This window comes from Streptomyces misionensis, from assembly GCF_007896895.1.
Taxonomy (GTDB): domain Bacteria; phylum Actinomycetota; class Actinomycetes; order Streptomycetales; family Streptomycetaceae; genus Streptomyces; species Streptomyces misionensis_A.
On sequence record NZ_VOGW01000084.1, the window covers coordinates 1 to 20,184 of the forward strand.

The following is a 20,184-nucleotide window of genomic DNA, read 5'->3' on the forward strand; positions in this document are numbered from 1 at the left end:
CCGGCTCGTCCGCACGCAGTCGTCGGCCAGGACCAGGGCCCTGCGCGCCCGGCGTTCACAGTCCGCGGTGCCCGGCGCGGGCGGGGGGCCGGAGAAGGAGCCCGGGGTCGTGCGGGTGCGGCTGCGGTGGACGCGGCGCAGGCAGCCGTAGCCCGCCAGGGCCGCCGCCGCGACCACCGCGATGAGCGGGAGCACGAAGTCCGCCGTGGACGTGCCGCCCGGCCCCGGCGCCGCGCTCGCCACCGGGCCGCCGGAGGTGGCGGGAACCGGAGCGCGGGCCGTGACCGTCATCAACGGCAATATCAGCCACCCGCCCCCCACCAGGGCGCCCAGCACGGCATGCGTCACCCGCGCCCGTATGTGCGCCTTGGCACGCCGGGGCCGGCCCCGGATCAGGGAGGACGTCACATTTCGGAGCGTATGGGCCGGTGGACCGCCGCGCGAGCGGGGCGGACACGGGTGGGGGACCGGACGGACAGAGGGACGCGATGGACGCGCAGACGGCACCGACACCCGCGGCGGACGACAGCGCGACCGGCACCGGGCCCCCCGCGGCCGGCGGTAGGACCCGCGCCCGTCGCGTCCTGCGCCGCGCCCTCACCGCCCTCTGCCTGACCCTCCTCCTGCTGCTTCTCGCCCTCCTGGCCTGCGAGACCGCCCTGCGCGTCAACTACTCCGGTGACCCCGCCCCCGGCACCCGGACCCGCGACCAGGACGCGCTCTGGCTCGGCCACGCCTGGGTGGACGGCCGCAAGACGGACGCCGACGTGAAGGCACTGGCGCGGCGGCTGCGGGGGACGGGGGTGCGGGACCTGTATGTGCACTCCGGGCCGCTGGAGGACGACGGCACACTGCCCGACTCCGCGTACCCGAAGGCGAGTTGGCTGATCGAGGCCGTGCACCGGGAGCTGCCCGGGGCGCGGGTGCAGGCCTGGCTCGGGGACGTGCTCGCCACCGAGGGGCCCACCGGTCTGCACCTGGAGCGTCCCGCGACCCGGGCCGCGATCCTCGCGTCCACCCGGCGGATCCTCGCCGCCGGCTACCAGGGCGCCCACTTCGACCTGGAGCCCCTGCACTCGGGCGACCGCCACTACCTCGCCCTCCTCGACGACCTGCGCGAGCTCACCCGTGCCCGGCACGCGCTGCTCTCCGTCGCCGCCCATCAGATCGACCCCCTCCCGGGTTTCCACTCCTTCTGGGGTGCGACCACCAACCACCCCAAGTGGTGGTCGCAGGCGTACTTCGGGCATGTGGCCCGCCGGGTGGACCAGATCGCCGTGATGTCGTACGACACCATGCAGCCGCTGCCCAGCCTGTACGGCGGCTACGTGGCCCAGCAGACCAGCCTCGCCCTGGAGGTCACCCCCGATACCACCCACCTCCTCATGGGCCTGCCGTTCTATGACGAGAACCGGTTCGGGCACGTGGGCGGCGCGGAGACCGTCCCGGCCGCCGTACGGGGCGTACGCCTGGGCCTGTCCCGCACCGACGCCCACCGCGCCCGGTTCGGCGTCGCCCTGTACGTCGACTTCGCCGCCACGGAGGCGAACTGGCGCGACTACCGGGACGGCTGGGTGGACCGGGCCACCCGAAGAACGGGCCGGACTAGGACGGGCGTCGCCTGATCTTCGAGCCCAGCCAGACCAGCGGGTCGTACTTGCGGTCCACCGCCCGTTCCTTCAGCGGGATCAGCGCGTTGTCCGTGATCCGGATGGACTCGGGACAGACCTCGGTGCAGCACTTGGTGATGTTGCAGTAGCCGAGGCCGTGTTCCTCCTGGGCCGTGCGCTTGCGGTCCAGGCCGGACTCGGCGGCCGCGTCCAGCGGGTGCATGTCCAGTTCGGCCACGCGCATCAGGAAGCGCGGACCCGCGAACGCCTGCTTGTTCTCCTCGTGGTCACGCACCACATGGCAGATGCTCTGGCACAGAAAGCACTCGATGCACTTGCGGAACTCCTGCGAGCGGTCGACGTCCTCCTGGAACATGCGGTACTCGCCGGGGCCGAGCCCCGCGGGCGGCACGAACGACGGGATCTCCCTGGCCTTCTCGTAGTTGAAGGACACGTCCGTCACCAGGTCGCGGATCACCGGGAAGGCGCGCAGCGGGGTGATCGTGACCGTCTCGGCGCGGTCGAAGACCGACATGCGGGTCATGCACATCAGCCGCGGACGGCCGTTGATCTCCGCCGAGCACGAACCGCACTTGCCCGCCTTGCAGTTCCAGCGCACGGCCAGGTCCGGCGCCTGGGTGGCCTGGATGCGGTGGACGATGTCCAGGACCACCTCGCCCTCGTTGACCTGGACCGTGAAGTCCCGCAGCCCGCCACCCTCCTGGTCCCCGCGCCACACCCTGAAGCGTGCCTCGTAGCCGCTCATGCGGACAGCCCCCCTTCCAGCTCCTCGTCGGTGAGGTACTTGGCCAGCTCCTCCTTCTCGAACAGGGCGAGCAGGTCCGGGCGGAGCGGGGCCGTGGTCTCGCGGGTGAGCCGGATGCGCCCCTGGGGGTGCTCGGCCAGCGCGCACAGCAGGTTGACGTTGCGCCAGCTCCGGTCCATCCCCGGGTAGTCCTCCCGGGTGTGGCCGCCGCGCGACTCCGTCCGCTCCAGTGCCGCCCGCGCCACGCACTCGCTGACCAGCAGCATGTTCCGCAGGTCCAGGGCCAGGTGCCAGCCGGGGTTGAACTGGCGGTGGCCCTCGACGCCGATCCGCCCGGCGCGCAGCCGCAGCTCGGCGAGCTTGTGCAGCGCCTGCTCCATCTCGCCCTCCCGGCGGATGATGCCGACCAGGTCGTTCATGGTCTGCTGGAGTTCCTGGTGCAGGGTGTACGGGTTCTCCGGCGGGCCCGCCTCGCCCTCGGCCGCGGCGGAGAAGGGGCGCAGCGCCTCCGCCGAGGCCAGCTCGACCTGCGCGCCGTTGACCCGCGGCCGCTCCTGCGCCAGGGCCCGCGCGTACTCGGCCGCGTGCCGGCCCGCGCGCCGCCCGAACACCAGGAGGTCCGACAGCGAGTTGCCGCCGAGCCGGTTGGAGCCGTGCATGCCGCCCGCCACCTCGCCGGCCGCGTACAGCCCCGGCACCCCGCGCGCCGCCGCCGTGTCCGAGTCGACGGCGATGCCGCCCATCACGTAGTGGCAGGTCGGCCCGACCTCCATCGGCTCAGCGGTGATGTCCACGTCCGCCAGCTCCTTGAACTGGTGGTACATGGACGGCAGCCGGCGCCGGATCACCTCCGCCGGCATCCGGGTGGAGACGTCCAGGAAGACCCCGCCGTGCGGGGAGCCCCGGCCCGCCTTCACCTCGGCGTTGATGGCCCGGGCCACCTCGTCGCGGGGGAGCAGCTCGGGCGGGCGGCGGTGGTGGTCCGGGTCGTCGTACCACCCGTCGGCCTCCCGCTCCGACTCGGCGTACTTGTCCTTGAACACGTCCGGGACGTAGTCGAACATGAACCGCTCGCCCGCCGCGTTCCTGAGCACGCCGCCGTCGCCGCGCACCGACTCGGTGACGAGGATGCCCTTGACCGACGGCGGCCAGACCATGCCGGTCGGATGGAACTGCACGAACTCCATGTTCAGCAGCGGCGCGCCCGCGAGCAGCGCCAGGGCGTGGCCGTCGCCGGTGTACTCCCACGAGTTCGACGTGACCTTGAAGGACTTGCCGATGCCGCCGGTGGCGAGGACCACCGCGGGGGCCTGGAGGACGAAGAACCGGCCGGTCTCCCGGTCGTACGCGAAGACCCCCGAGACCCTCCCCCCGTCCGGCCCGCCGTCCTTCAGCACCCGGGTCACCGTGCACTCCTGGAAGACCTTGAGCCCCCACTCGTGGTCCCCGGTGTCGGCGAAGTCCTGCTGCTGCAACGCGACGATCCGCTGCTGGAGGGTGCGGATCAGCTCCAGGCCCGTGCGGTCGCCGACGTGCGCGAGGCGCGGGTACTCGTGGCCGCCGAAGTTGCGCTGCGAGATCCGGCCGTCCTTCGTACGGTCGAACAGCGCGCCCCACGTCTCCAGCTCCCACACGCGCTGGGGGGCCTCGCGCGCGTGCAGCTCGGCCATCCGCCACTGGTTGAGGAACTTGCCGCCGCGCATCGTGTCGCGGAAGTGGGTCTGCCAGGTGTCGTGCTCGTTGGCGTTGGCCATCGCCGCCGCGATGCCGCCCTCGGCCATCACCGTGTGCGCCTTGCCGAACAGCGACTTGCAGATCACCGCCGTACGGGCGCCCCGCTCGCGCGCCTCGATCGCGGCCCGCAGCCCGGCGCCGCCGGCCCCGACCACGACGACGTCCCACTCCTGGCGGTCCACCACGGGCATCAGAAGAACCTCGGATCGTCGAAGACACCGGACGCGAGCAGATACACATAGAAGTCCGCGAGCGCCACGCTGATCAGCGAGGCCCACGCCAACTGCATGTGCCGGGCGTTGAGCCGGCTCACCAGCCGCCAGGCCCGGTAGCGCACCGGGTGCCGGGAGAAGTGCTTGAGCTGGCCGCCGACGATGTGCCGGCAGGAGTGGCAGGAAAGCGTGTACGACCAGATCAGCACGATGTTGAGCAGGAAGACCAGGGTGCCGAGCCCCATGTGGCCCCAGTGGTGCCGGTCGTCCCGGAAGGACAGGGCGGTGTCGTACGTCAGCACCCCGGCGACCAGCAGGGCCGCGTAGAAGAAGTAGCGGTGGACGTTCTGCAGGATCAGCGGGAAGCGGGTCTCGCCGCTGTACGAGCGGTGCGGCTCGGCCACCGCGCAGGCGGGCGGGGACGCCCAGAAACCCCGGTAGTACGCCTTCCGGTAGTAGTAACAGGTCAGCCGGAAGCCGAGCGGGAAGATCAGGATGATGATCGCGGGGGAGATCCCCCACCAGGCACCGAAGACGTCCGCGTTGGGACCGCCGTGCATGGGGCGGCAGTTCTGCGCCAGGCACGGCGAGTAGAAGGGCGAGACGTACGGCGCCGCGTAGTAGTGGGCGTTGGCGAAGGCCCGCCACGTCGAGTAGGCGACGAAGGCCAGCAGACCGGCCGCCGTGCAGGCGGGCGCCAGCCACCAGCGGTCGGTCCGCAGATGGGCGGCGGCGATCGCGGCGCGCCCGGGGGCGCGTACGCCGCCGCCGCCGTGTCGGTGTTCCGTACCAGTGGCCAAGACAGCACTCCGGTCGGCTCAGGGAACAACGGGGGGAACGGCCCGGGGGACGGACGGGTCAGGGCGCGTGCCGGTCGCGGGCGCCCAGGCCCTCGTCGTCCGAGTCCGTCCACAGGGTGACGTCGTAGGGCGTGTCGGAGATGGTGACGAGGTCGGGCCGCCGGGCCGTGCCCTGGGCGGCGGCCGCCTCGCGCAGCAGCGCCACGCTCTCGCGCAGATGGTCGGCGTCCAGCCGGACCCTGCGTATCTCCAGGCCGCCTCCGCCGAGTTGCTGCTCCAGCCGGCCCACCGACCGCTGGAGGTCGTCGAGGCTGCGCTGGACCGTGGTCAGGTCGTCGTGCACGGACATGATGTGCCCTCACTTCCGCGGATGCTGCGGTCCCGGGCGGCATTGCTCACGCGCCTGAGAGTGTTGCGCTTCACACCGGGCGCTGTGAAGGCGTCTGCACCGATGGGACTGGCGTGCGGGTGCTCGTCCCGGTGTGTTTGCGCCGCACGGGTGGGCTTACCGTCCGTGGCCGCCGTGTCGCTCGTTGTTGCCGGATCCTTTCCTCTTCAGTAGCCGCATAGATCTGATCAGCTCCAAATACCGCCAAACGTGATCATAACGCCCCGCGGCTCCCCGGAGGTAGCAGAGATGTCCCACCACGGCGTCGGCCTGCGCGCGGTCCTGCGCCCGGCCGCCTTCCTCACCGCGGGCGTGCTCGCGGTGCCGCTGCTGGCCGGCTGCGGCTCGGACGACGACGTGGCCAAGCCCCTCGCCGCCCAGGACATCGCCCTCGCCGCACGCGGCCAGGTGGCCGACGGCGGCACCCTGAAGTGGGCCGTGGACGCCCTGCCGGAGACGCTGAACACCTACCAGGCCGACGCCGACACCGGCACCACCCGGGTCGCCCAGGCGACGCTGCCCTCGATGTTCCGGATGGACGCCACCGGCCGCCCGGTCGCCGACCCCGCCTATCTGGAGTCGGCCAAGGTCATCGAGACCGAGCCGCGTCAGGTGGTGCTGTACAAGCTGAACCAGCAGGCCGTCTGGAGCGACGGCCGGGAGATCGGCGCCGCCGACTTCGTCGCCCAGTGGCGCGCCCTGGCCGGCAAGGACACCGCCTACTGGACCGCCCGCAACGCCGGCTACGACCGCATCGAGAAGATCGAGCGCGGCGCGAACGACCTCCAGGTCAGGGTCACCTTCTCCCGCCCCTACGCCGACTGGAAGTCGCTGTTCTCCCCGCTGTACCCGAAGGACGTCATGGGCACCCCCGACGCCTTCAACGACGGCGCCCGCCGCAGGCTGGCCGTCAGCGCGGGCCCCTTCAAGGTGGACAAGGTCGACACGGCCGCCAAGGACGTCGTCCTCGGCCGCAATCCCCGCTGGTGGGGCAGGCCCGCCAAGCTGGACCACATCGTGCTGCACGCCGTGGACCGCGACAAGCGGGTGAGCGCGCTCGCCGACGGCAGCGCCGACCTCGCCGACCTCGACCCGGCCGACGCCCAGCGGATCGGGCTCGCCGCCCGCGACAAGGGCGGCTCCGCCCCGCTCCAGGGCGGGAAGACCTCCCTGTCGAACCTGCGCGCCTGGGCGCGCGCCCACGGCTTCGACGCCGACGCGGTCGCGGCCGGCAAGGAGGACCTGGCCAAGTCGATCTCCCGCTACCTGGACCAGCAGCGGGCCCTGGAGGCCCTCGACGTCCGCAAGTCCCTGGAGCCCGCCTACACCCAGCTCGCGCTCAACGGCGCCGCCGGCCCGCTCACCGACGAACGGGTCCGCCGGGCCGTCGCCCGCGCCCTGGACCGCAAGGAACTCGCCCGCCTGGTGCTCACTCCGCTGGGCCTGCCCGCCGTCCCGGTCGGCAGCCACCTCGCGCTGTCCGGGCAGCCCGCCTACGCCGACGACAGCGGCGCGCTCGGCGCGCAGGACACCAAGGCGGCGCAGGCGCTGCTCGCGGACGCCGGCTGGGTGCCCGGCGGACCGGTCAAGGACGGGAAGAAGGGCCAGAAGGCGGCCGGACCGGAGAGCGACCGGGAGGAGAAGTCCGACGGCGGGACGGACGGCGAGTACGTCGTCGGCGAGGACGGCAAGGGCGACGCGGGCGGCCGGCACCTCGCCGAGGAGGGCCGGCACGGGGGCGCGGCCGGCGCGTACGCCCCCAAGGGCACGGCGGCCCCGGCCGGCGCCAAGGCCGCGCCGCTCGCCAAGGACGGCAAGCCCCTCACGCTCCGCTTCGTGCTGCCCTCCGGGCCCGGCTCGGACACCCTGAACACGGTCGCGACGCGGATCTCCGCGATGCTGGACCGGCTCGGGATCAGCACGACGATCACCAAGGTCTCCGACGAGAGCTACTTCAAGGACCACATCGCCGCCGGCGACTTCGACCTCGCGCTGTACTCCTGGCCGTCCTCCGCCTTCCCCGCCACGGACGCCCGGCCGATCTACGCCAAGCCGCTGCCGGCCGCCGACGGCTCGGTGAACGTCGAGCAGAACTACACACGGGTCGGCACCGACCAGGTCGACCAGCTCTTCGAGCAGGCGGCGACCACGCTGGACGAGGACGAGGCGACGAGCCTGATCAAACAGGCCGACTCCCACATCTGGGCGGCCGCGGGATCGATCCCGCTCTACCAGCGGCCCCAGCTGGTGGGCGCCCGGAAGGACCTGGTCAACGCGGGCGCGTTCGGTTTCCAGACACCGGTGTACGAGGACATGGGCTTCCTGAAGAAGGGCGCGAAGGCCCCGGCGAGCCCGTCCCGCGGCTGAGGGCGGCGCGGCCCTGCGGAAGCCGACCCGCCCGGGGCCACGTAACATGGGGTGAGGCCGTGGCATGTCAAGCCCGGCAGGGCCCGCGTCACACCGGACGCACACCGAGGGCCTTCCGCACATTCCGGGAGTTCGCCGCACTATGGCCACGCGCCACGACATCCGCAACGTCGCCATCGTCGCTCACGTCGACCATGGCAAGACCACCATCGTCGACGGCATGCTCAAGCAGGCCGGCGCGTTCGCCGCCCACCAGCTCGACCAGGTCGACGACCGGGTCATGGACTCGAACGACCTGGAGCGTGAGAAGGGCATCACGATCCTCGCCAAGAACACGGCGGTGAAGTACCACCCCAAGGACGGCGGGGAGCCCATCACCATCAACATCATCGACACCCCCGGCCACGCCGACTTCGGTGGCGAGGTCGAGCGCGGTCTGTCGATGGTCGACGGCGTGGTGCTGCTGGTGGACGCCTCCGAGGGCCCGCTGCCCCAGACCCGCTTCGTGCTGCGCAAGGCGCTCCAGCAGCGCCTGCCCGTCATCCTGTGCATCAACAAGACGGACCGCCCGGACGCGCGCATCGACGAGGTCGTCAACGAGACGTACGACCTCTTCCTCGACCTGGACGCGGACGAGGAGCAGATCGAGTTCCCGATCGTCTACGCCTGCGGCCGTGACGGCGTCGCCTCGCTGACCAAGCCGCAGGACGGCACCGTCCCCGCCGACAGCGACAGCCTGGAGCCGTTCTTCTCCACGATCCTGGAGCACATCCCGGCCCCGACGTACGACGAGCAGGCGCCGCTCCAGGCGCACGTCACCAACCTCGACGCCGACAACTTCCTCGGCCGCATCGCGCTGCTCCGCGTCGAGCAGGGCGAGCTGCGCAAGGGCCAGACGGTGGCCTGGATCAAGCGCGACGGCTCGATCCAGAACGTGCGCATCTCCGAGCTGATGATGACCGAGGCGCTCACCCGCAAGCCCGCCGAGGTGGCCGGCCCGGGCGACATCTGCGCCGTCGCGGGCATCCCGGACATCATGATCGGCGAGACCCTGGCCGACCCGGAGAACCCGGTCGCGCTGCCGCTGATCACGGTGGACGAGCCCGCGATCTCCATGGTCATCGGCACCAACACCTCGCCGCTGGTCGGCCGGGGCGGCACCGGCAAGGGCGCGGACGCCAAGGCGGCCGTCAAGGACCGCAAGGTCACCGCCCGCCAGGTGAAGGACCGCCTCGACCGCGAGCTGATCGGCAACGTCTCGCTGCGCGTCCTGGACACCGAGCGCCCGGACGCCTGGGAGGTGCAGGGCCGCGGTGAGCTGGCGCTCGCCATCCTGGTCGAGCAGATGCGCCGCGAGGGCTACGAGCTGACCGTCGGCAAGCCCCAGGTGGTCACCAAGGAGGTCGACGGCAAGGTCTACGAGCCGGTCGAGCGCATGACGATCGACGTGCCCGAGGAGCACATGGGCGCCGTCACCCAGCTCATGGGCGTCCGCAAGGGCCGGATGGACAACATGTCGAACCACGGCTCCGGCTGGGTGCGCATGGAGTTCGTGGTCCCCTCGCGCGGCCTGATCGGTTTCCGTACCGAGTTCCTGACCCAGACCCGCGGCACCGGCATCGGCCACTCCATCCACGAGGGTCACGAGCCCTGGTTCGGCACCCTCACGACCCGTAACAACGGTTCGCTGGTGGCCGACCGCGCCGGCGCCGTCACCGCGTTCGCGATGACGAACCTCCAGGAGCGCGGCGTGCTCTTCGTGGAGCCGGGCACCGAGGTGTACGAGGGCATGATCGTCGGCGAGAACTCGCGCGCCGACGACATGGACGTCAACATCACCAAGGAGAAGAAGCTCACCAACATGCGGTCCTCGACGGCCGACGTGGCGGAGTCGATCGTGCCGCCGCGCAAGCTGTCGCTGGAGCAGTCGCTGGAGTTCTGCCGCGACGACGAGTGCGTCGAGGTGACCCCGGAGGCCGTTCGCATCCGCAAGGTGAACCTCGACCAGCGGGAGCGTGCCCGCGCCGCGAGCCGCGCCAAGCACGGCTGATCCGACGGAAGTCGAACCCGGGTTCCCCCATGGTGGGGGAGCCCGGGTTTTTCGCAACCCGTTTTACGCAGGCGTATGTCCGACTTGCGGAGATCGCTGCCCGATACCCATGTAACAAGTCCGTTTCGCGCCTTCTTCGGGCGAACAGTTTGTCCAGATTTTGAAAGGTCTGGGCGTGAGCTGTGACTGAATCGAGATCTACGGGCAGTGGTCGCTGGTTCCACCCATGGCAGATAGTTAGCCGCGTAGCGCTCGGGTCAATGGGTCACGCGCTGTGGGGACAGTCGCGTCGACTCACGAGCACCAGGGGGATTCTGAGTCTCCGTCAGGGGTGTCGGAGGCAGGCCAGAACCCTCTCCTGTAGGTGAACGCGTGCAGTCGTGAGGAGGAACACCCATGCGCGGTGTCATGAGCAACAGGCGGATCGGTTCTTCTCTTCCCGTCGAGTGACCAGGTCTTAGAACTACGCGCGTCCGGCTGCGGCTTCGCGCGTCCTCGGAGTACCCGGGCACCACTCACACTCATATCTGTGAAACGGACGAACCGTGACAAGTCCTATCGACATTGGGGACGGCGGGACATCGGTCGTCGTCTCCGGCGAACCAGGGCCGAAGACGAAGGGCGAAGCCGTCGAGCTGGCGGGCCGGTCACCCGGCCGGCTGATGTGGATGCGCTTCAAGCGCGACCGCACCGGAGTGATCTCGGCCTACGTGGTGGGCTTCTTCTTCCTGATCGGCCTGCTCGCCCCGCTGATCTCCAAGCTGTACGGCAAGAACCCGTACACGGTCTACGCGGACGAACGCCCGGACCTCTTCGACAGCGCCGGTGTGCCGGTGCATCCCAACGGCGGCATCAGTGGCCAGTTCTGGTTCGGCCTCGAACCCGGCAACGGCTATGACGTCTTCACCAAGCTGATCTACGGCATCCGCACCTCGCTGACGATCTCGGTCGTGGTGACCCTCGCGGTCGTCGTCACCGGCATCCTGCTCGGTGTCGCGGCCGGCTACCTCGGCGGCAAGACCGACTACTTCATCGGCCGGGTCATCGACTTCCTGCTCGCCTTCCCCGCGCAGCTCTTCTTCATCGCGAGCATGCCGGTCGTGGTCTCCCTGTTCGTCAGCCCGCGCGACGAGACGCCGACCTATGTCCGGGTGCTGGCACTGATCATCGTCCAGTGGTTCCTGGGCTGGATGGGCCTCGGCCGCATCCTGCGCGGCACCGCGCTCGCCCTGCGCGAACGGGAGTTCATCGAGGCGGCGAAGGTCAGCGGGGCCTCGCCCTGGCGGATCATCCGCAAGGAGATCCTGCCGAACATCGTCACCCCGCTGCTGGTGCAGTCGACGTACCTGCTGCCCAACTTCGTGACCGCCGAGGCGGGTCTGTCCTACCTGGGCGTGGGCATCGTCGAACCGACGCCGGACTGGGGGCAGATGTTCTCCAAGGCGTCCACCGAACTGGTGATGCAGAACGACATCACCTACATGTTCTTCCCGGGCATATCGATGATCATCTTCGTCGTCGCGTTCAACCTGCTCGGCGACTCGGTCCGGGACGCGTTCGACCCCAAGACCGCGCGCTGACCCCCCGGTGAGCGGCCGCCGGCCGCCACATCGGCAACTCCTCTTCACCGCACGCCACTTCAGCACTCCCTCGCACCACGCCACAGTCCTTTTCGTACCGGTGACACACACAACGCACTGGTGACACACAGATGGGTGGGAATCCTCGTGATGAGTAGGGGCGGACGCCAGGCATACGGCGCACTCTCCGTGCTCGCGGCCGGAGCTCTTGTGCTCACCGGTTGCAGCAAGGGCGGCAGCGACGCCGGCGACAACTCCAAGCGGGACCAGCAGAACGCCAAACGCCAGCAGGCCGCCATCAAGTTCGGCGACGCGGCCGACTCCACCGGCCCGGCGTCCCCCGTGCCCGGCGCCAAGCCCGGCGGCAGCATGGAGGTGCTCCAGCGCGACAGCTACGCGCACCTCGACCCCGGGCAGATCTACGTCAACGACGAGATGACCGTCTCCCAGCTGATCCACCGCGGCCTCACCGGCTACAAGGCGACCAGTGACGACGGCAAGCAGCACGAGGTGGTCGGCGACCTCGCCACCGACTCCGGGACCACCACCGACGGCGGCAAGACCTGGAAGTACACGCTCAAGGACGGCATCAAGTTCGAGGACGGCACGCCGATCACCTCGAAGGACGTCCGCCAGACCTTCGAGCGGCTCTTCGCGCCCTTCATCAACCAGGGCCCGACCTACATCCAGCAGTGGCTCGCCGACACCAGCGGCACCGGCTACCGCAAGCTGCTGCCCGACGGCCCCTACAAGGGCAAGCACCTGCCGGACGGCGTCCTGTCCACGCCCGACGACAAAACCGTCGTCTTCCACTTCAAGAAGCCCCACCCGGACCTGCCGTACGCGCTGGCCATGGCGGGCTACTCCATCGTGTCCGCCAAGGGCGACACCAAGGAGAAGTACGACAAGACCCCGGTCACCACCGGCCCGTACAAGGTCCAGACGTTCCAGTCCGGCAAGTCGATGGTGCTGGTCAAGAACCCCAACTGGGACCCGAAGACCGACCCGATCCGCCACCAGTACGTGGACCGGTTCAACATCACCTTCAACCAGCAGTTCGAGGCGTCCACCAAGGCGCTGCTCGCCGACAGCGGCCCCGACCAGGCCGGCGTCAGCTTCAACAACCAGGTCGACGCGGGCAACCTGTCCCAGGTGCTGCGGGACCCGAAGCTCAAGTCCCGCACGGTCTCCGGCTACCAGTCGTACGTGGGCCAGATGAACCTCAACATGAGCAAGCCCGAGATGAAGGACATCCGGGTCCGCCGGGCCATCGCCTACGCCCTGCCGGTCACCCCCTTCGTCCGCGCCTACGGCGGCACCGACGCCATGGAGGTGGCCGGCGGCCTGATCAGCCCGACCGTCAGCGGCTACGACCCCGCCTTCGACCCCTTCGGCAAGAAGAAGAAGCCCGCGGGTGACCCGGCCAAGGCGCACGCCCTCCTCAAGGAGGCCGGCAAGCTCAACATGAAGCTCACCTTCGGCTACATCAACACCCCCGAGGGCCAGCAGTACTCCACCGCCATGGCGGCGGGCCTGAAGAAGGCCGGCTTCAACGTGCAGCGCCAGGAGATCCCGGCCGAGACGTTCTACGACCAGGTCTCCAAGCTGAACAACCCCTACGACATCTTCCACACCGCCTGGGGCGCCGACTGGCCGTCCGCCTCCACGGTCATGCCGCCGCTGTACGACGGCCGGCAGATCGCCGACGGCGCGTCCGTCTACTCGCAGATCAACGACGCGCACGTGAACAGCGAGATCGACCGCATCAACACGATCACCGACCCGGTCAAGTCCGCGGCCGAGTGGGAGAAGCTCGACAAGTACCTCCTCACCAAGGTGGTCAACGAGGTCCCGACCGCGTACTACAAGCAGACCCAGATCGCCGGCTCCAAGGTCGGCGGCCTCGTCTTCGACGACGTGATCGGCGGCGTCGACCCGCGTCGCCTCTACATCAAGTGACCGTTTCCCGCCGGTACCCGGCGCGACCCCGCCGCGGGGGAGCGCCGGGTACCGCCCGGACCGCCGACGTCTGAGAGCTGCCCTGTCATGCTGCGCTTCCTCGTCCGCCGGATCATCGGTGCCGTCGTCATTCTGTTCCTGCTGAGCATCGTCACGTTCGTGCTGTTCTTCGGGGTGCCCCGAGACCCGGCGCTGCTGATGTGCGGCAAGACCTGCAACCCGGACAGCATCGCGAACATCCACCATGTGCTCGGGCTCGACAAACCCATCACCGAGCAGTACTGGATCTTCCTGCACAACCTCGTCGCGGGCAGCAGCCAGTTCGCCCAAGGCCCCTGCCCCGCACCCTGTTTCGGCTACTCGTACCACACCAACGACCCGGTCTGGAACACGCTGATGGACCGGCTGCCCACCACCGTCTCGCTCACCCTGGGCGCGGCCGTGTGCTTCCTGATCGTCGGCCTCGGCACCGGTCTGCTGGCCGCCTGGCGGCGCGGCACCATGGTCGACAAGACGGCCACCGCGGGCGCCATGGTCGTCAGCTCGCTGCAGATCTACTTCCTCGGCCCGCTGGCCCTCGCGATCCTCGTCTACCAGACCCACTGGTTCGACAAACCCGCCTACAACAACTTCACCGGCGACCCGCTGACCTGGTTCACCGGGCTGATCATCCCCTGGGTCGTGCTGTCCACGATCTTCGCCGCGCAGTACACCCGTATGGCGAGATCCGCGATGATCGAACAGCTCCAGGAGGAACACGTCCGCACCGCCCGCGCCAAGGGCATGTCCCGGCAGTACGTCTTCTTCCGCTACGCCTGGCGCGGCTCGCTGATCCCGATCGTGACCATCTTCGGCATCGACCTCGGCTCCCTGCTCGGCGGCGCCATCATCACCGAGTACACCTTCGGCCTGCCGGGCCTCGGCCAGCTCGCCGTGCAGTCCGTGTTCTTCAGCGACCTGCCGCTGCTGCTCGGCGTGATGCTGTTCGCCGCCACCATGATCCTGCTCTTCAACATCGTCGTCGACGCCGCGTACGCCTTCATCGACCCGCGCGTGCGGCTGTCCTAGGGGGAGACATCCATGAGCACACCGCTCCTCTCCGTGCGGGACCTGCACGTCAGCTTCAAGACCGAGGACGGCGTCGTACGGGCCGTGGACGGACTCTCCTTCGACCTGGAACGGGGCAGGACGCTCGGCATCGTGGGCGAGTCCGGCTCCGGCAAGTCGGTGACGAACCTGACCGTCCTCGGCCTGCACAACCCCATGTTCACCACCGTCGAGGGCGAAATACTGCTGGACGGGCGGGAGTTGACCACGGCCCGCGAGTCGGAGCTGGAGAAGCTGCGCGGCAACAAGGTCGCCATGATCTTCCAGGACCCGCTCACCGCGCTCTCCCCGTACTACACCGTCGGCCGGCAGATCGCCGAGCCGTACATGAAGCACAACGGCGCCTCCAAGAAGGACGCCTGGGAACGCGCCGTGGAGATGCTGGGCAAGGTCGGCATCCCCAACCCCCGGCAGCGGGCGAAGGACTACCCGCACCAGTTCTCCGGCGGTATGCGCCAGCGCGCGATGATCGCCATGGCCCTGGTCTGCGACCCCGACCTGCTGATCGCCGACGAGCCGACCACGGCGCTCGACGTGACCGTGCAGGCGCAGATCCTCGATCTGCTGAAGGACCTGCAACAGGAGTTCGGATCGGGCATCATCTTCATCACCCACGACTTGGGGGTGATCGCCGACATGGCCGACGACATCATGGTGATGTACGCGGGCGGCGCGGTCGAGCGGGGCACCACCGAAGAGGTGCTGCGCTCGCCCCAGCACCCGTACACCTGGGGCCTGCTCAACTCCATGCCGCGCCTGGACTCCGACCCGGGCGCGCAGCTGTCCCCGATCCCGGGGACCCCGCCCTCGCTGCTCAACCCGCCGAGCGGCTGCCGCTTCCATCCACGCTGCACCTTCCAGGACCGGGTGGCGGGCACCGGCCGCTGTACGACCGAACGCCCGGCGATCGGCTCCGGCCGTGCGTCGGCGTGCCACTTGAGCGCCGACCAGAAGCGGACCATCTTCATCGAGGAGATCAAGCCCCGTCTGGGCTAGGAGGACACTGCCATGAAAGAGGACCTGGTCCTCCCGGCCCAGCGCGAGCAGGGCGCCGGCGCGGACGGCGAGCCGCTGCTTCAGGTCTCGGGGCTGACCAAGCACTTCCCGGTCAAGGGCGGCTTCCCGATCCGCCGCACCGTCGGACAGGTGCAGGCCGTCGACGGCATCGACCTGACCGTGCACACCGGTGAGAGTTTCGGCCTGGTCGGTGAGTCGGGGTGCGGCAAGTCCACCACGGGCCGGCTGATCACCCGGCTCATGGAGCCGACCGCGGGCACGATCACCTACCGGGGCCGGGACATCAGCCACGCCTCGCGCAAGCAGCTGGCGCCGATCCGGTCCGAGATCCAGATGATCTTCCAGGACCCCTACTCGTCGCTGAACCCGCGGCAGACGGTCGGCAAGATCATCTCGGGTCCGATGGAGATCAACGACATCAACCCGGCCGGCGGCCGCGAGAAGCGGGTGCGCGAGCTCCTGGAGATCGTGGGCCTCAACCCCGAGCACTTCAACCGCTTCCCGCACGAGTTCTCCGGCGGTCAGCGCCAGCGCATCGGCGTGGCCCGCGCGCTGGCCCTGGAGCCGAAGCTGATCGTCGCGGACGAGCCGGTCTCCGCGCTGGACGTCTCCATCCAGGCGCAGGTCGTCAACCTGCTCCAGAAGGTCCAGAACGACCTCGGCATCGCGTTCCTCTTCATCGCCCACGACCTCGCGGTGGTGCGGCACTTCTCGCAGCGCGTCGCGGTGATGTACCTCGGCAAGATCATCGAGGTGGGCGACCGCGACTCCATCTACACCCGCCCGCGCCACCCCTACACCCACGCCCTGCTGTCCGCGGTCCCCGAGGTCAGCCTCACGGACGAGGCGTCGGGCGGGCGCGAGCGCATCCGTCTCGCCGGCGACGTGCCGTCCCCCATCTCCCCGCCGTCCGGCTGCCGCTTCCGCACCCGCTGCTGGAAGGCCCAGGACAAGTGCGCCACCGAGGAGCCCCCGCTGGTCCGGATCTCCGGCAACCACGAGGGCCATCTGACGGCGTGCCACTTCCCGGAGGAGCCGACGATCGAGGCGCGCGAGGAGGACATCGTGCTGGACCCGGCACTGGCGGCGCTGGAGGAGCCGGGACCGGACGCGGGGGCGCAGGGGTAGAACCCCAAGCGCCGGACGCGGTCAGGCGGCCGGCGCCGCCACGGTGATGATCTCGGGGGCGGCGGGCGTCAGCGGGCCGCCGCCCCAGTCGCCGTACTGCTCCAGGACCGTCAGCCCGGCCGCCGTGAGGAAGCCGTCGAGTTCCGCGGCGTCCAGGAAGCGCAGGACGGTGTGGCTGACGCGGGGGGCGGGCCAGTGATCGCTGTCGAAGGTCTCGGTGAACCGGACCCGGCCGTCGCGCGGGCCGCCGTCCTGGACCTCGTGCCGGACGCGTACGACGGTTCCGCCGGGGGCGGTGACCTCGTGCACGCGGTCGGGGGTCCAGCGTTCCCAGGGGCGGGCGGCCGGGTTCCGCGTCTCGAAGACGAACCGCCCGCCGGGCTTCAGCGCCCGGCGCACGGCCCGCAGGCACTGGAGGACGTCCTCGTCGCCGAGCAGTACCTGGAAGGCGTGTCCGGTCATCACCGCGAGGTCGAACTCGCCGTCCCAGCTCCGCACCCGGGTGTCCCCGAGCACCCACTCCACGTCCGTGCGGTCCCGCCGGGCCTGTACGAGCATGGCGGCGGCCGGATCGAGCCCCACGAGCCGGCCCCGGTGCCCCTCGGCCCGTGCCCTGCGCAGCAACTGCCCGGTGCCGCAGCCGACATCGAGCACGGCGTCCGCCTGCCGCACCAGCCCCAGATAGAAGTCGTCGGCCGGGCCCCAGGTGTTGAGGCCGTCATAGAGCACCGCGAGCGAGACATCAGCGAACGAGTCATCCACCACCGCGGCAGTCTGTCATACCCTCCTGCTCCACCGTGGGGCTTTTCGGAAGGGGGCGGTGTGCTGCATCACGTGGAGCTGTGGGTGCGGGATCTGGAGCGGGCGCGGGAGCGGTGGGGGTGGTTGCTGGGCGCCCTGGGGTGGGAGCCGTACCATGAGTGGGGAGCCGGGCGCAGTTGGCGGGCGGGCAAGACGTATCTCGTCATCGAGGAGTCGCCCGCCCTCCGTCCCGGTACCGGGCACGACCGGATGCGGCCGGGGATGAACCATCTGGCGTTCCACGCCCCGGACCGGGGAACCGTCGACGCCCTCGCCACGGGCGCGGCGGCGCACGGCTGGGCGGTGCTCTTCCCCGAGCGGCATCCGCACGCCGGCGGCGCGGAGCACTACGCCGTCTACCTGGAGGACGCCGACGGGTTCGAGGTGGAGGTCGTCGCGACGTAGACCCGGACACGGCGAAGGCCCGCGTCTTGGGGAGACGCGGGCCTTCCTTCCCGTGGAGCGGACGTTCTGGTGGCTCGGGTCAATGGGCCGGTGAAGTCCGTTCCGGCAAGGGAGCGACCGACGGAAAAGGGGTGTGTCAGGCCGCCGCCTCGGGGTCCTTGGCCAGACGCGGGGCCGGCACCGCGTCCTGCGTCTCGGGGTAGTGGCACGCCGTGAGGTGGCCGGGCTTGTTGCCCTCCGCCTGGACCAGCGGCGGGGCCTCGGACGCGCACTTCTCCGTCGCCTTCCAGCAACGCGTGCGGAACCGGCAGCCGGACGGCGGGTTGATGGGCGAGGGCACGTCGCCGACCAGGCGGATGCGCTCGCGCGGCTCCTCGTCCACCGTCGCCTCGGGCACCGCGGACAGCAGCGCCCGGGTGTAGGGGTGACGCGGGTTCTCGTACAGGTCCTCGCGGTCGGCGATCTCCACGATCTTGCCGAGGTACATCACCGCGACGCGCTGCGAGAAGTGCCGCACCACCGCGAGGTCGTGGGCGATGAAGACGAAGGCGATGCCCAGCTCCCGCTGCACCTTCTGGAGCAGGTTGACGACCTGCGCCTGGATGGAGACGTCCAGCGCGGAGACCGGCTCGTCCGCGACGATCAGCTTCGGCTCCAGGGCCAGCGCGCGGGCCACGCCGATGCGCTGGCGCTGACCGCCGGAGAACTCGTGCGGGAAGCGGTTGAAGTGCTCGGGGTTGAGGCCCACGATCTCCAGGAGCTCGCGCACCCGCTTCTCGCGGCCGCCGGCCGGGTTGATGTCGTTGATCTCCATCGGACCCGAGATGATCTTGCCGACCGTCTGCCGCGGGTTCAGCGAGGCGTACGGGTCCTGGAAGATCATCTGGATCTCGGACCGGATCGGCGCGAGGCCCTTGCGGCCCGCGTGCGTGATGTCCTGCCCGCGGTAGGTGATCGTGCCGCCGGTCGGCTCCAGCAGGCGGGTGATCAGCCGGCCGGTGGTGGACTTGCCGCAGCCCGACTCACCGACGAGGCCGAGGCTCTCGCCCTCGGCGACCTGGAAGTCCAGCCCGTCCACGGCCTGGACCGCGCCGACGGTCCGCCGGATCGGGAAGCCGCCCTTGATCGGGAAGTGCTTCGTCAGCCCGGAGACGTCCAGGAGGGGGTTCGTGTTGCTCATGATCGTGAAGTCCCGTCTGCTGTCCGTCAGTTGTGCCGGGTCGCGGCGAAGTCGGCGAAGAGTTCCTGCTTCTGCTCGGCGGTGAGGTGGCAGGCCGAGCCACGGCCGTCCACGATCTCCAGGGCCGGACGCTCGCTGGAGCACTTGCCGCCCGCGACCTTCTCGGCGAAGGCGCACCGCGGGTGGAAGCGGCAGCCGGTCGGCGGGTTGAGCAGCGAGGGCGGCGAGCCGGGGATCGGCGTCAGCGGCACGTCCACCGGGCCGTACAGGCTCGGCATGGAGTTGAGCAGGCCCAGCGTGTAGGGGTGCTGCGGGTCCCGCAGCACCTCCTCCTTGGTGCCGCGCTCCACGCACCGGCCGCCGTACATCACCAGCACGTCGTCGGCGATGTCGGCGATCACGCCCAGGTCGTGGGTGATGAAGATGATCGCGGTGCCGAACTCCTGCTGGAGGTCCTTGAGCAGGTCCATGATCTGGGCCTGCACGGTCACGTCGAGGGCCGTGGTCGGCTCGTCCGCGATGAGCAGCTCGGGGTCGCAGACCAGGGCCATGGCGATCATCGCGCGCTGGCGCATACCGCCGGAGAACTGGTGCGGGTAGTCGTCCACCCGCATGTCCGGCTGGGGGATCCCGACCCGGCGCAGCATCTCGATGGCACGCGTGCGGGCCTCGGCCTTGGAGGCGCCCGTGTGCTTGCGGTAGGTCTCGGAGATCTGGGCGCCGATGGTGTGGTACGGCGACAGCGAGGCCAGCGCGTCCTGGAAGATCATGGACATCTTGTTGCCGCGCAGCCGCTCCATCTCCCGCTCGGAGGCGGTGAGCAGCTCCTGGCCGTCGAGGAGGATCTCCCCCTCGATCGAGGTACGCGCTGGGTCGTGCAGGCCCAGGATCGTCAGGTTGGTGACCGACTTGCCGGAGCCCGACTCGCCCACGATGCCGAGCGTCTGGCCCTTGGCCAGGTCGAAGCTGAGACCGTCGACGGCCTTGACGACACCGTCCTCGGTGGAGAAGTGGACCTTCAGATCCTTGATCGAGAGGAACGGCTGCTGATCGGTGCTCGTCACGGGGACGCTCCTGGGG

The 20,184-nt window shown here is 70.1% G+C and carries 16 protein-coding genes and 1 pseudogene; 9 read left to right on the top strand and 8 right to left on the bottom strand.

Going from position 1 to position 20,184, the window contains the following annotated elements:
• A pseudogene (locus FRZ03_RS14180) lies at nucleotides 1-408 on the bottom strand (hypothetical protein); the annotation flags it as partial.
• Between the two features lie 80 nt (nucleotides 409-488).
• On the opposite strand from FRZ03_RS14180, the gene FRZ03_RS14185 reads away from it, so the two are divergent.
• Nucleotides 489-1,625 (top strand): glycoside hydrolase family 18 protein, encoded by a 1,137-nt coding sequence (locus tag FRZ03_RS14185; RefSeq protein ID WP_261399032.1) that lies wholly within the window; start codon nucleotides 489-491, stop codon nucleotides 1,623-1,625.
• On the opposite strand, the gene FRZ03_RS14190 is transcribed toward FRZ03_RS14185, so the two are convergent.
• The 4 genes from FRZ03_RS14190 to FRZ03_RS14205 are packed head-to-tail and all read right to left on the bottom strand — an operon-like array spanning nucleotide 1,606 to nucleotide 5,471.
• The gene (locus FRZ03_RS14190) at nucleotides 1,606-2,376 is read right to left on the bottom strand and encodes a succinate dehydrogenase/fumarate reductase iron-sulfur subunit (protein WP_146465510.1); all 771 of its coding nucleotides are present in this window, start codon (nucleotides 2,374-2,376) and stop codon (nucleotides 1,606-1,608) included. The two genes, FRZ03_RS14185 and FRZ03_RS14190, sit on opposite strands and share 20 nt — an antisense overlap.
• Nucleotides 2,373-4,301: a fumarate reductase/succinate dehydrogenase flavoprotein subunit gene (locus FRZ03_RS14195; RefSeq protein WP_146465511.1), complete on the bottom strand. Its 1,929-nt coding sequence runs from the start codon at nucleotides 4,299-4,301 to the stop codon at nucleotides 2,373-2,375. The genes FRZ03_RS14190 and FRZ03_RS14195 overlap by 4 nt, the downstream gene beginning before the upstream one ends.
• A complete protein-coding gene (locus FRZ03_RS14200) occupies nucleotides 4,301-5,122 on the bottom strand; it encodes a hypothetical protein (RefSeq protein ID WP_146465512.1) in 822 nt (273 codons plus the stop codon). The genes FRZ03_RS14195 and FRZ03_RS14200 overlap by 1 nt, the downstream gene beginning before the upstream one ends.
• A 58-nt stretch (nucleotides 5,123-5,180) precedes the next feature.
• A complete protein-coding gene (locus FRZ03_RS14205) occupies nucleotides 5,181-5,471 on the bottom strand; it encodes a hypothetical protein (RefSeq protein WP_146465513.1) in 291 nt (96 codons plus the stop codon).
• Between the two features lie 288 nt (nucleotides 5,472-5,759).
• On the opposite strand from FRZ03_RS14205, the gene FRZ03_RS14210 reads away from it, so the two are divergent.
• The 7 genes from FRZ03_RS14210 (at nucleotide 5,760) to FRZ03_RS14240 (ending at nucleotide 16,718) form a co-directional block, all read left to right on the top strand.
• Complete coding sequence (locus FRZ03_RS14210) at nucleotides 5,760-7,877, top strand: ABC transporter family substrate-binding protein (RefSeq protein WP_146465514.1); 2,118 nt, start codon at nucleotides 5,760-5,762, stop codon at nucleotides 7,875-7,877.
• Nucleotides 7,878-8,019: 142 nt separating this feature from the next.
• Entirely contained in the window at nucleotides 8,020-9,927 is a 1,908-nt protein-coding gene (gene typA / locus FRZ03_RS14215; protein ID WP_146465515.1) for a translational GTPase TypA, read from the top strand.
• 545 nt (nucleotides 9,928-10,472) lie between these two features.
• A complete protein-coding gene (locus FRZ03_RS14220; protein WP_146465516.1) occupies nucleotides 10,473-11,507 on the top strand; it encodes an ABC transporter permease in 1,035 nt (344 codons plus the stop codon).
• Nucleotides 11,508-11,657: 150 nt separating this feature from the next.
• Entirely contained in the window at nucleotides 11,658-13,466 is a 1,809-nt protein-coding gene (locus tag FRZ03_RS14225; protein ID WP_146465517.1) for an ABC transporter substrate-binding protein, read from the top strand.
• 87 nt (nucleotides 13,467-13,553) lie between these two features.
• Nucleotides 13,554-14,534: an ABC transporter permease gene (locus FRZ03_RS14230; RefSeq protein ID WP_146465518.1), complete on the top strand. Its 981-nt coding sequence runs from the start codon at nucleotides 13,554-13,556 to the stop codon at nucleotides 14,532-14,534.
• A gap of 12 nt (nucleotides 14,535-14,546) precedes the next feature.
• Nucleotides 14,547-15,569 carry an ABC transporter ATP-binding protein gene (locus tag FRZ03_RS14235; RefSeq protein WP_146465519.1) on the top strand — a complete coding sequence of 341 codons (1,023 nt, stop codon included), beginning with the start codon at nucleotides 14,547-14,549 and terminating at the stop codon, nucleotides 15,567-15,569.
• A gap of 12 nt (nucleotides 15,570-15,581) precedes the next feature.
• Nucleotides 15,582-16,718: an ABC transporter ATP-binding protein gene (locus FRZ03_RS14240; protein WP_146465520.1), complete on the top strand. Its 1,137-nt coding sequence runs from the start codon at nucleotides 15,582-15,584 to the stop codon at nucleotides 16,716-16,718.
• 21 nt (nucleotides 16,719-16,739) lie between these two features.
• On the opposite strand, the gene FRZ03_RS14245 is transcribed toward FRZ03_RS14240, so the two are convergent.
• Nucleotides 16,740-17,483 (bottom strand): class I SAM-dependent methyltransferase, encoded by a 744-nt coding sequence (locus FRZ03_RS14245; RefSeq protein WP_146465521.1) that lies wholly within the window; start codon nucleotides 17,481-17,483, stop codon nucleotides 16,740-16,742.
• A gap of 57 nt (nucleotides 17,484-17,540) precedes the next feature.
• Here FRZ03_RS14245 and FRZ03_RS14250 point away from each other — a divergent pair, with 57 nt between their 5' ends.
• Complete coding sequence (locus tag FRZ03_RS14250) at nucleotides 17,541-17,924, top strand: VOC family protein (RefSeq protein ID WP_146465522.1); 384 nt, start codon at nucleotides 17,541-17,543, stop codon at nucleotides 17,922-17,924.
• Nucleotides 17,925-18,060: 136 nt separating this feature from the next.
• Here the strand turns inward: FRZ03_RS14250 and FRZ03_RS14255 are convergent, their stop codons facing one another.
• Entirely contained in the window at nucleotides 18,061-19,104 is a 1,044-nt protein-coding gene (locus tag FRZ03_RS14255) for an ABC transporter ATP-binding protein (RefSeq protein ID WP_146465523.1), read from the bottom strand.
• Nucleotides 19,105-19,130: 26 nt separating this feature from the next.
• Complete coding sequence (locus FRZ03_RS14260) at nucleotides 19,131-20,168, bottom strand: ABC transporter ATP-binding protein (protein ID WP_146465524.1); 1,038 nt, start codon at nucleotides 20,166-20,168, stop codon at nucleotides 19,131-19,133.
• Between the last annotated feature and the right edge of the window lie 16 nt (nucleotides 20,169-20,184).

Coding starts and splice junctions, on each gene's coding strand:
- FRZ03_RS14185 (WP_261399032.1), top strand. CDS start 489: ATGGACGCGCAGACGGCACCGACACCCGCGGCGGACGACAGCGCGACC.
- FRZ03_RS14190 (WP_146465510.1), bottom strand. CDS start 2,376: ATGAGCGGCTACGAGGCACGCTTCAGGGTGTGGCGCGGGGACCAGGAG.
- FRZ03_RS14195 (WP_146465511.1), bottom strand. CDS start 4,301: ATGCCCGTGGTGGACCGCCAGGAGTGGGACGTCGTCGTGGTCGGGGCC.
- FRZ03_RS14205 (WP_146465513.1), bottom strand. CDS start 5,471: ATGTCCGTGCACGACGACCTGACCACGGTCCAGCGCAGCCTCGACGAC.
- FRZ03_RS14210 (WP_146465514.1), top strand. CDS start 5,760: ATGTCCCACCACGGCGTCGGCCTGCGCGCGGTCCTGCGCCCGGCCGCC.
- typA (WP_146465515.1), top strand. CDS start 8,020: ATGGCCACGCGCCACGACATCCGCAACGTCGCCATCGTCGCTCACGTC.
- FRZ03_RS14225 (WP_146465517.1), top strand. CDS start 11,658: ATGAGTAGGGGCGGACGCCAGGCATACGGCGCACTCTCCGTGCTCGCG.
- FRZ03_RS14230 (WP_146465518.1), top strand. CDS start 13,554: ATGCTGCGCTTCCTCGTCCGCCGGATCATCGGTGCCGTCGTCATTCTG.
- FRZ03_RS14235 (WP_146465519.1), top strand. CDS start 14,547: ATGAGCACACCGCTCCTCTCCGTGCGGGACCTGCACGTCAGCTTCAAG.
- FRZ03_RS14240 (WP_146465520.1), top strand. CDS start 15,582: ATGAAAGAGGACCTGGTCCTCCCGGCCCAGCGCGAGCAGGGCGCCGGC.
- FRZ03_RS14255 (WP_146465523.1), bottom strand. CDS start 19,104: ATGAGCAACACGAACCCCCTCCTGGACGTCTCCGGGCTGACGAAGCAC.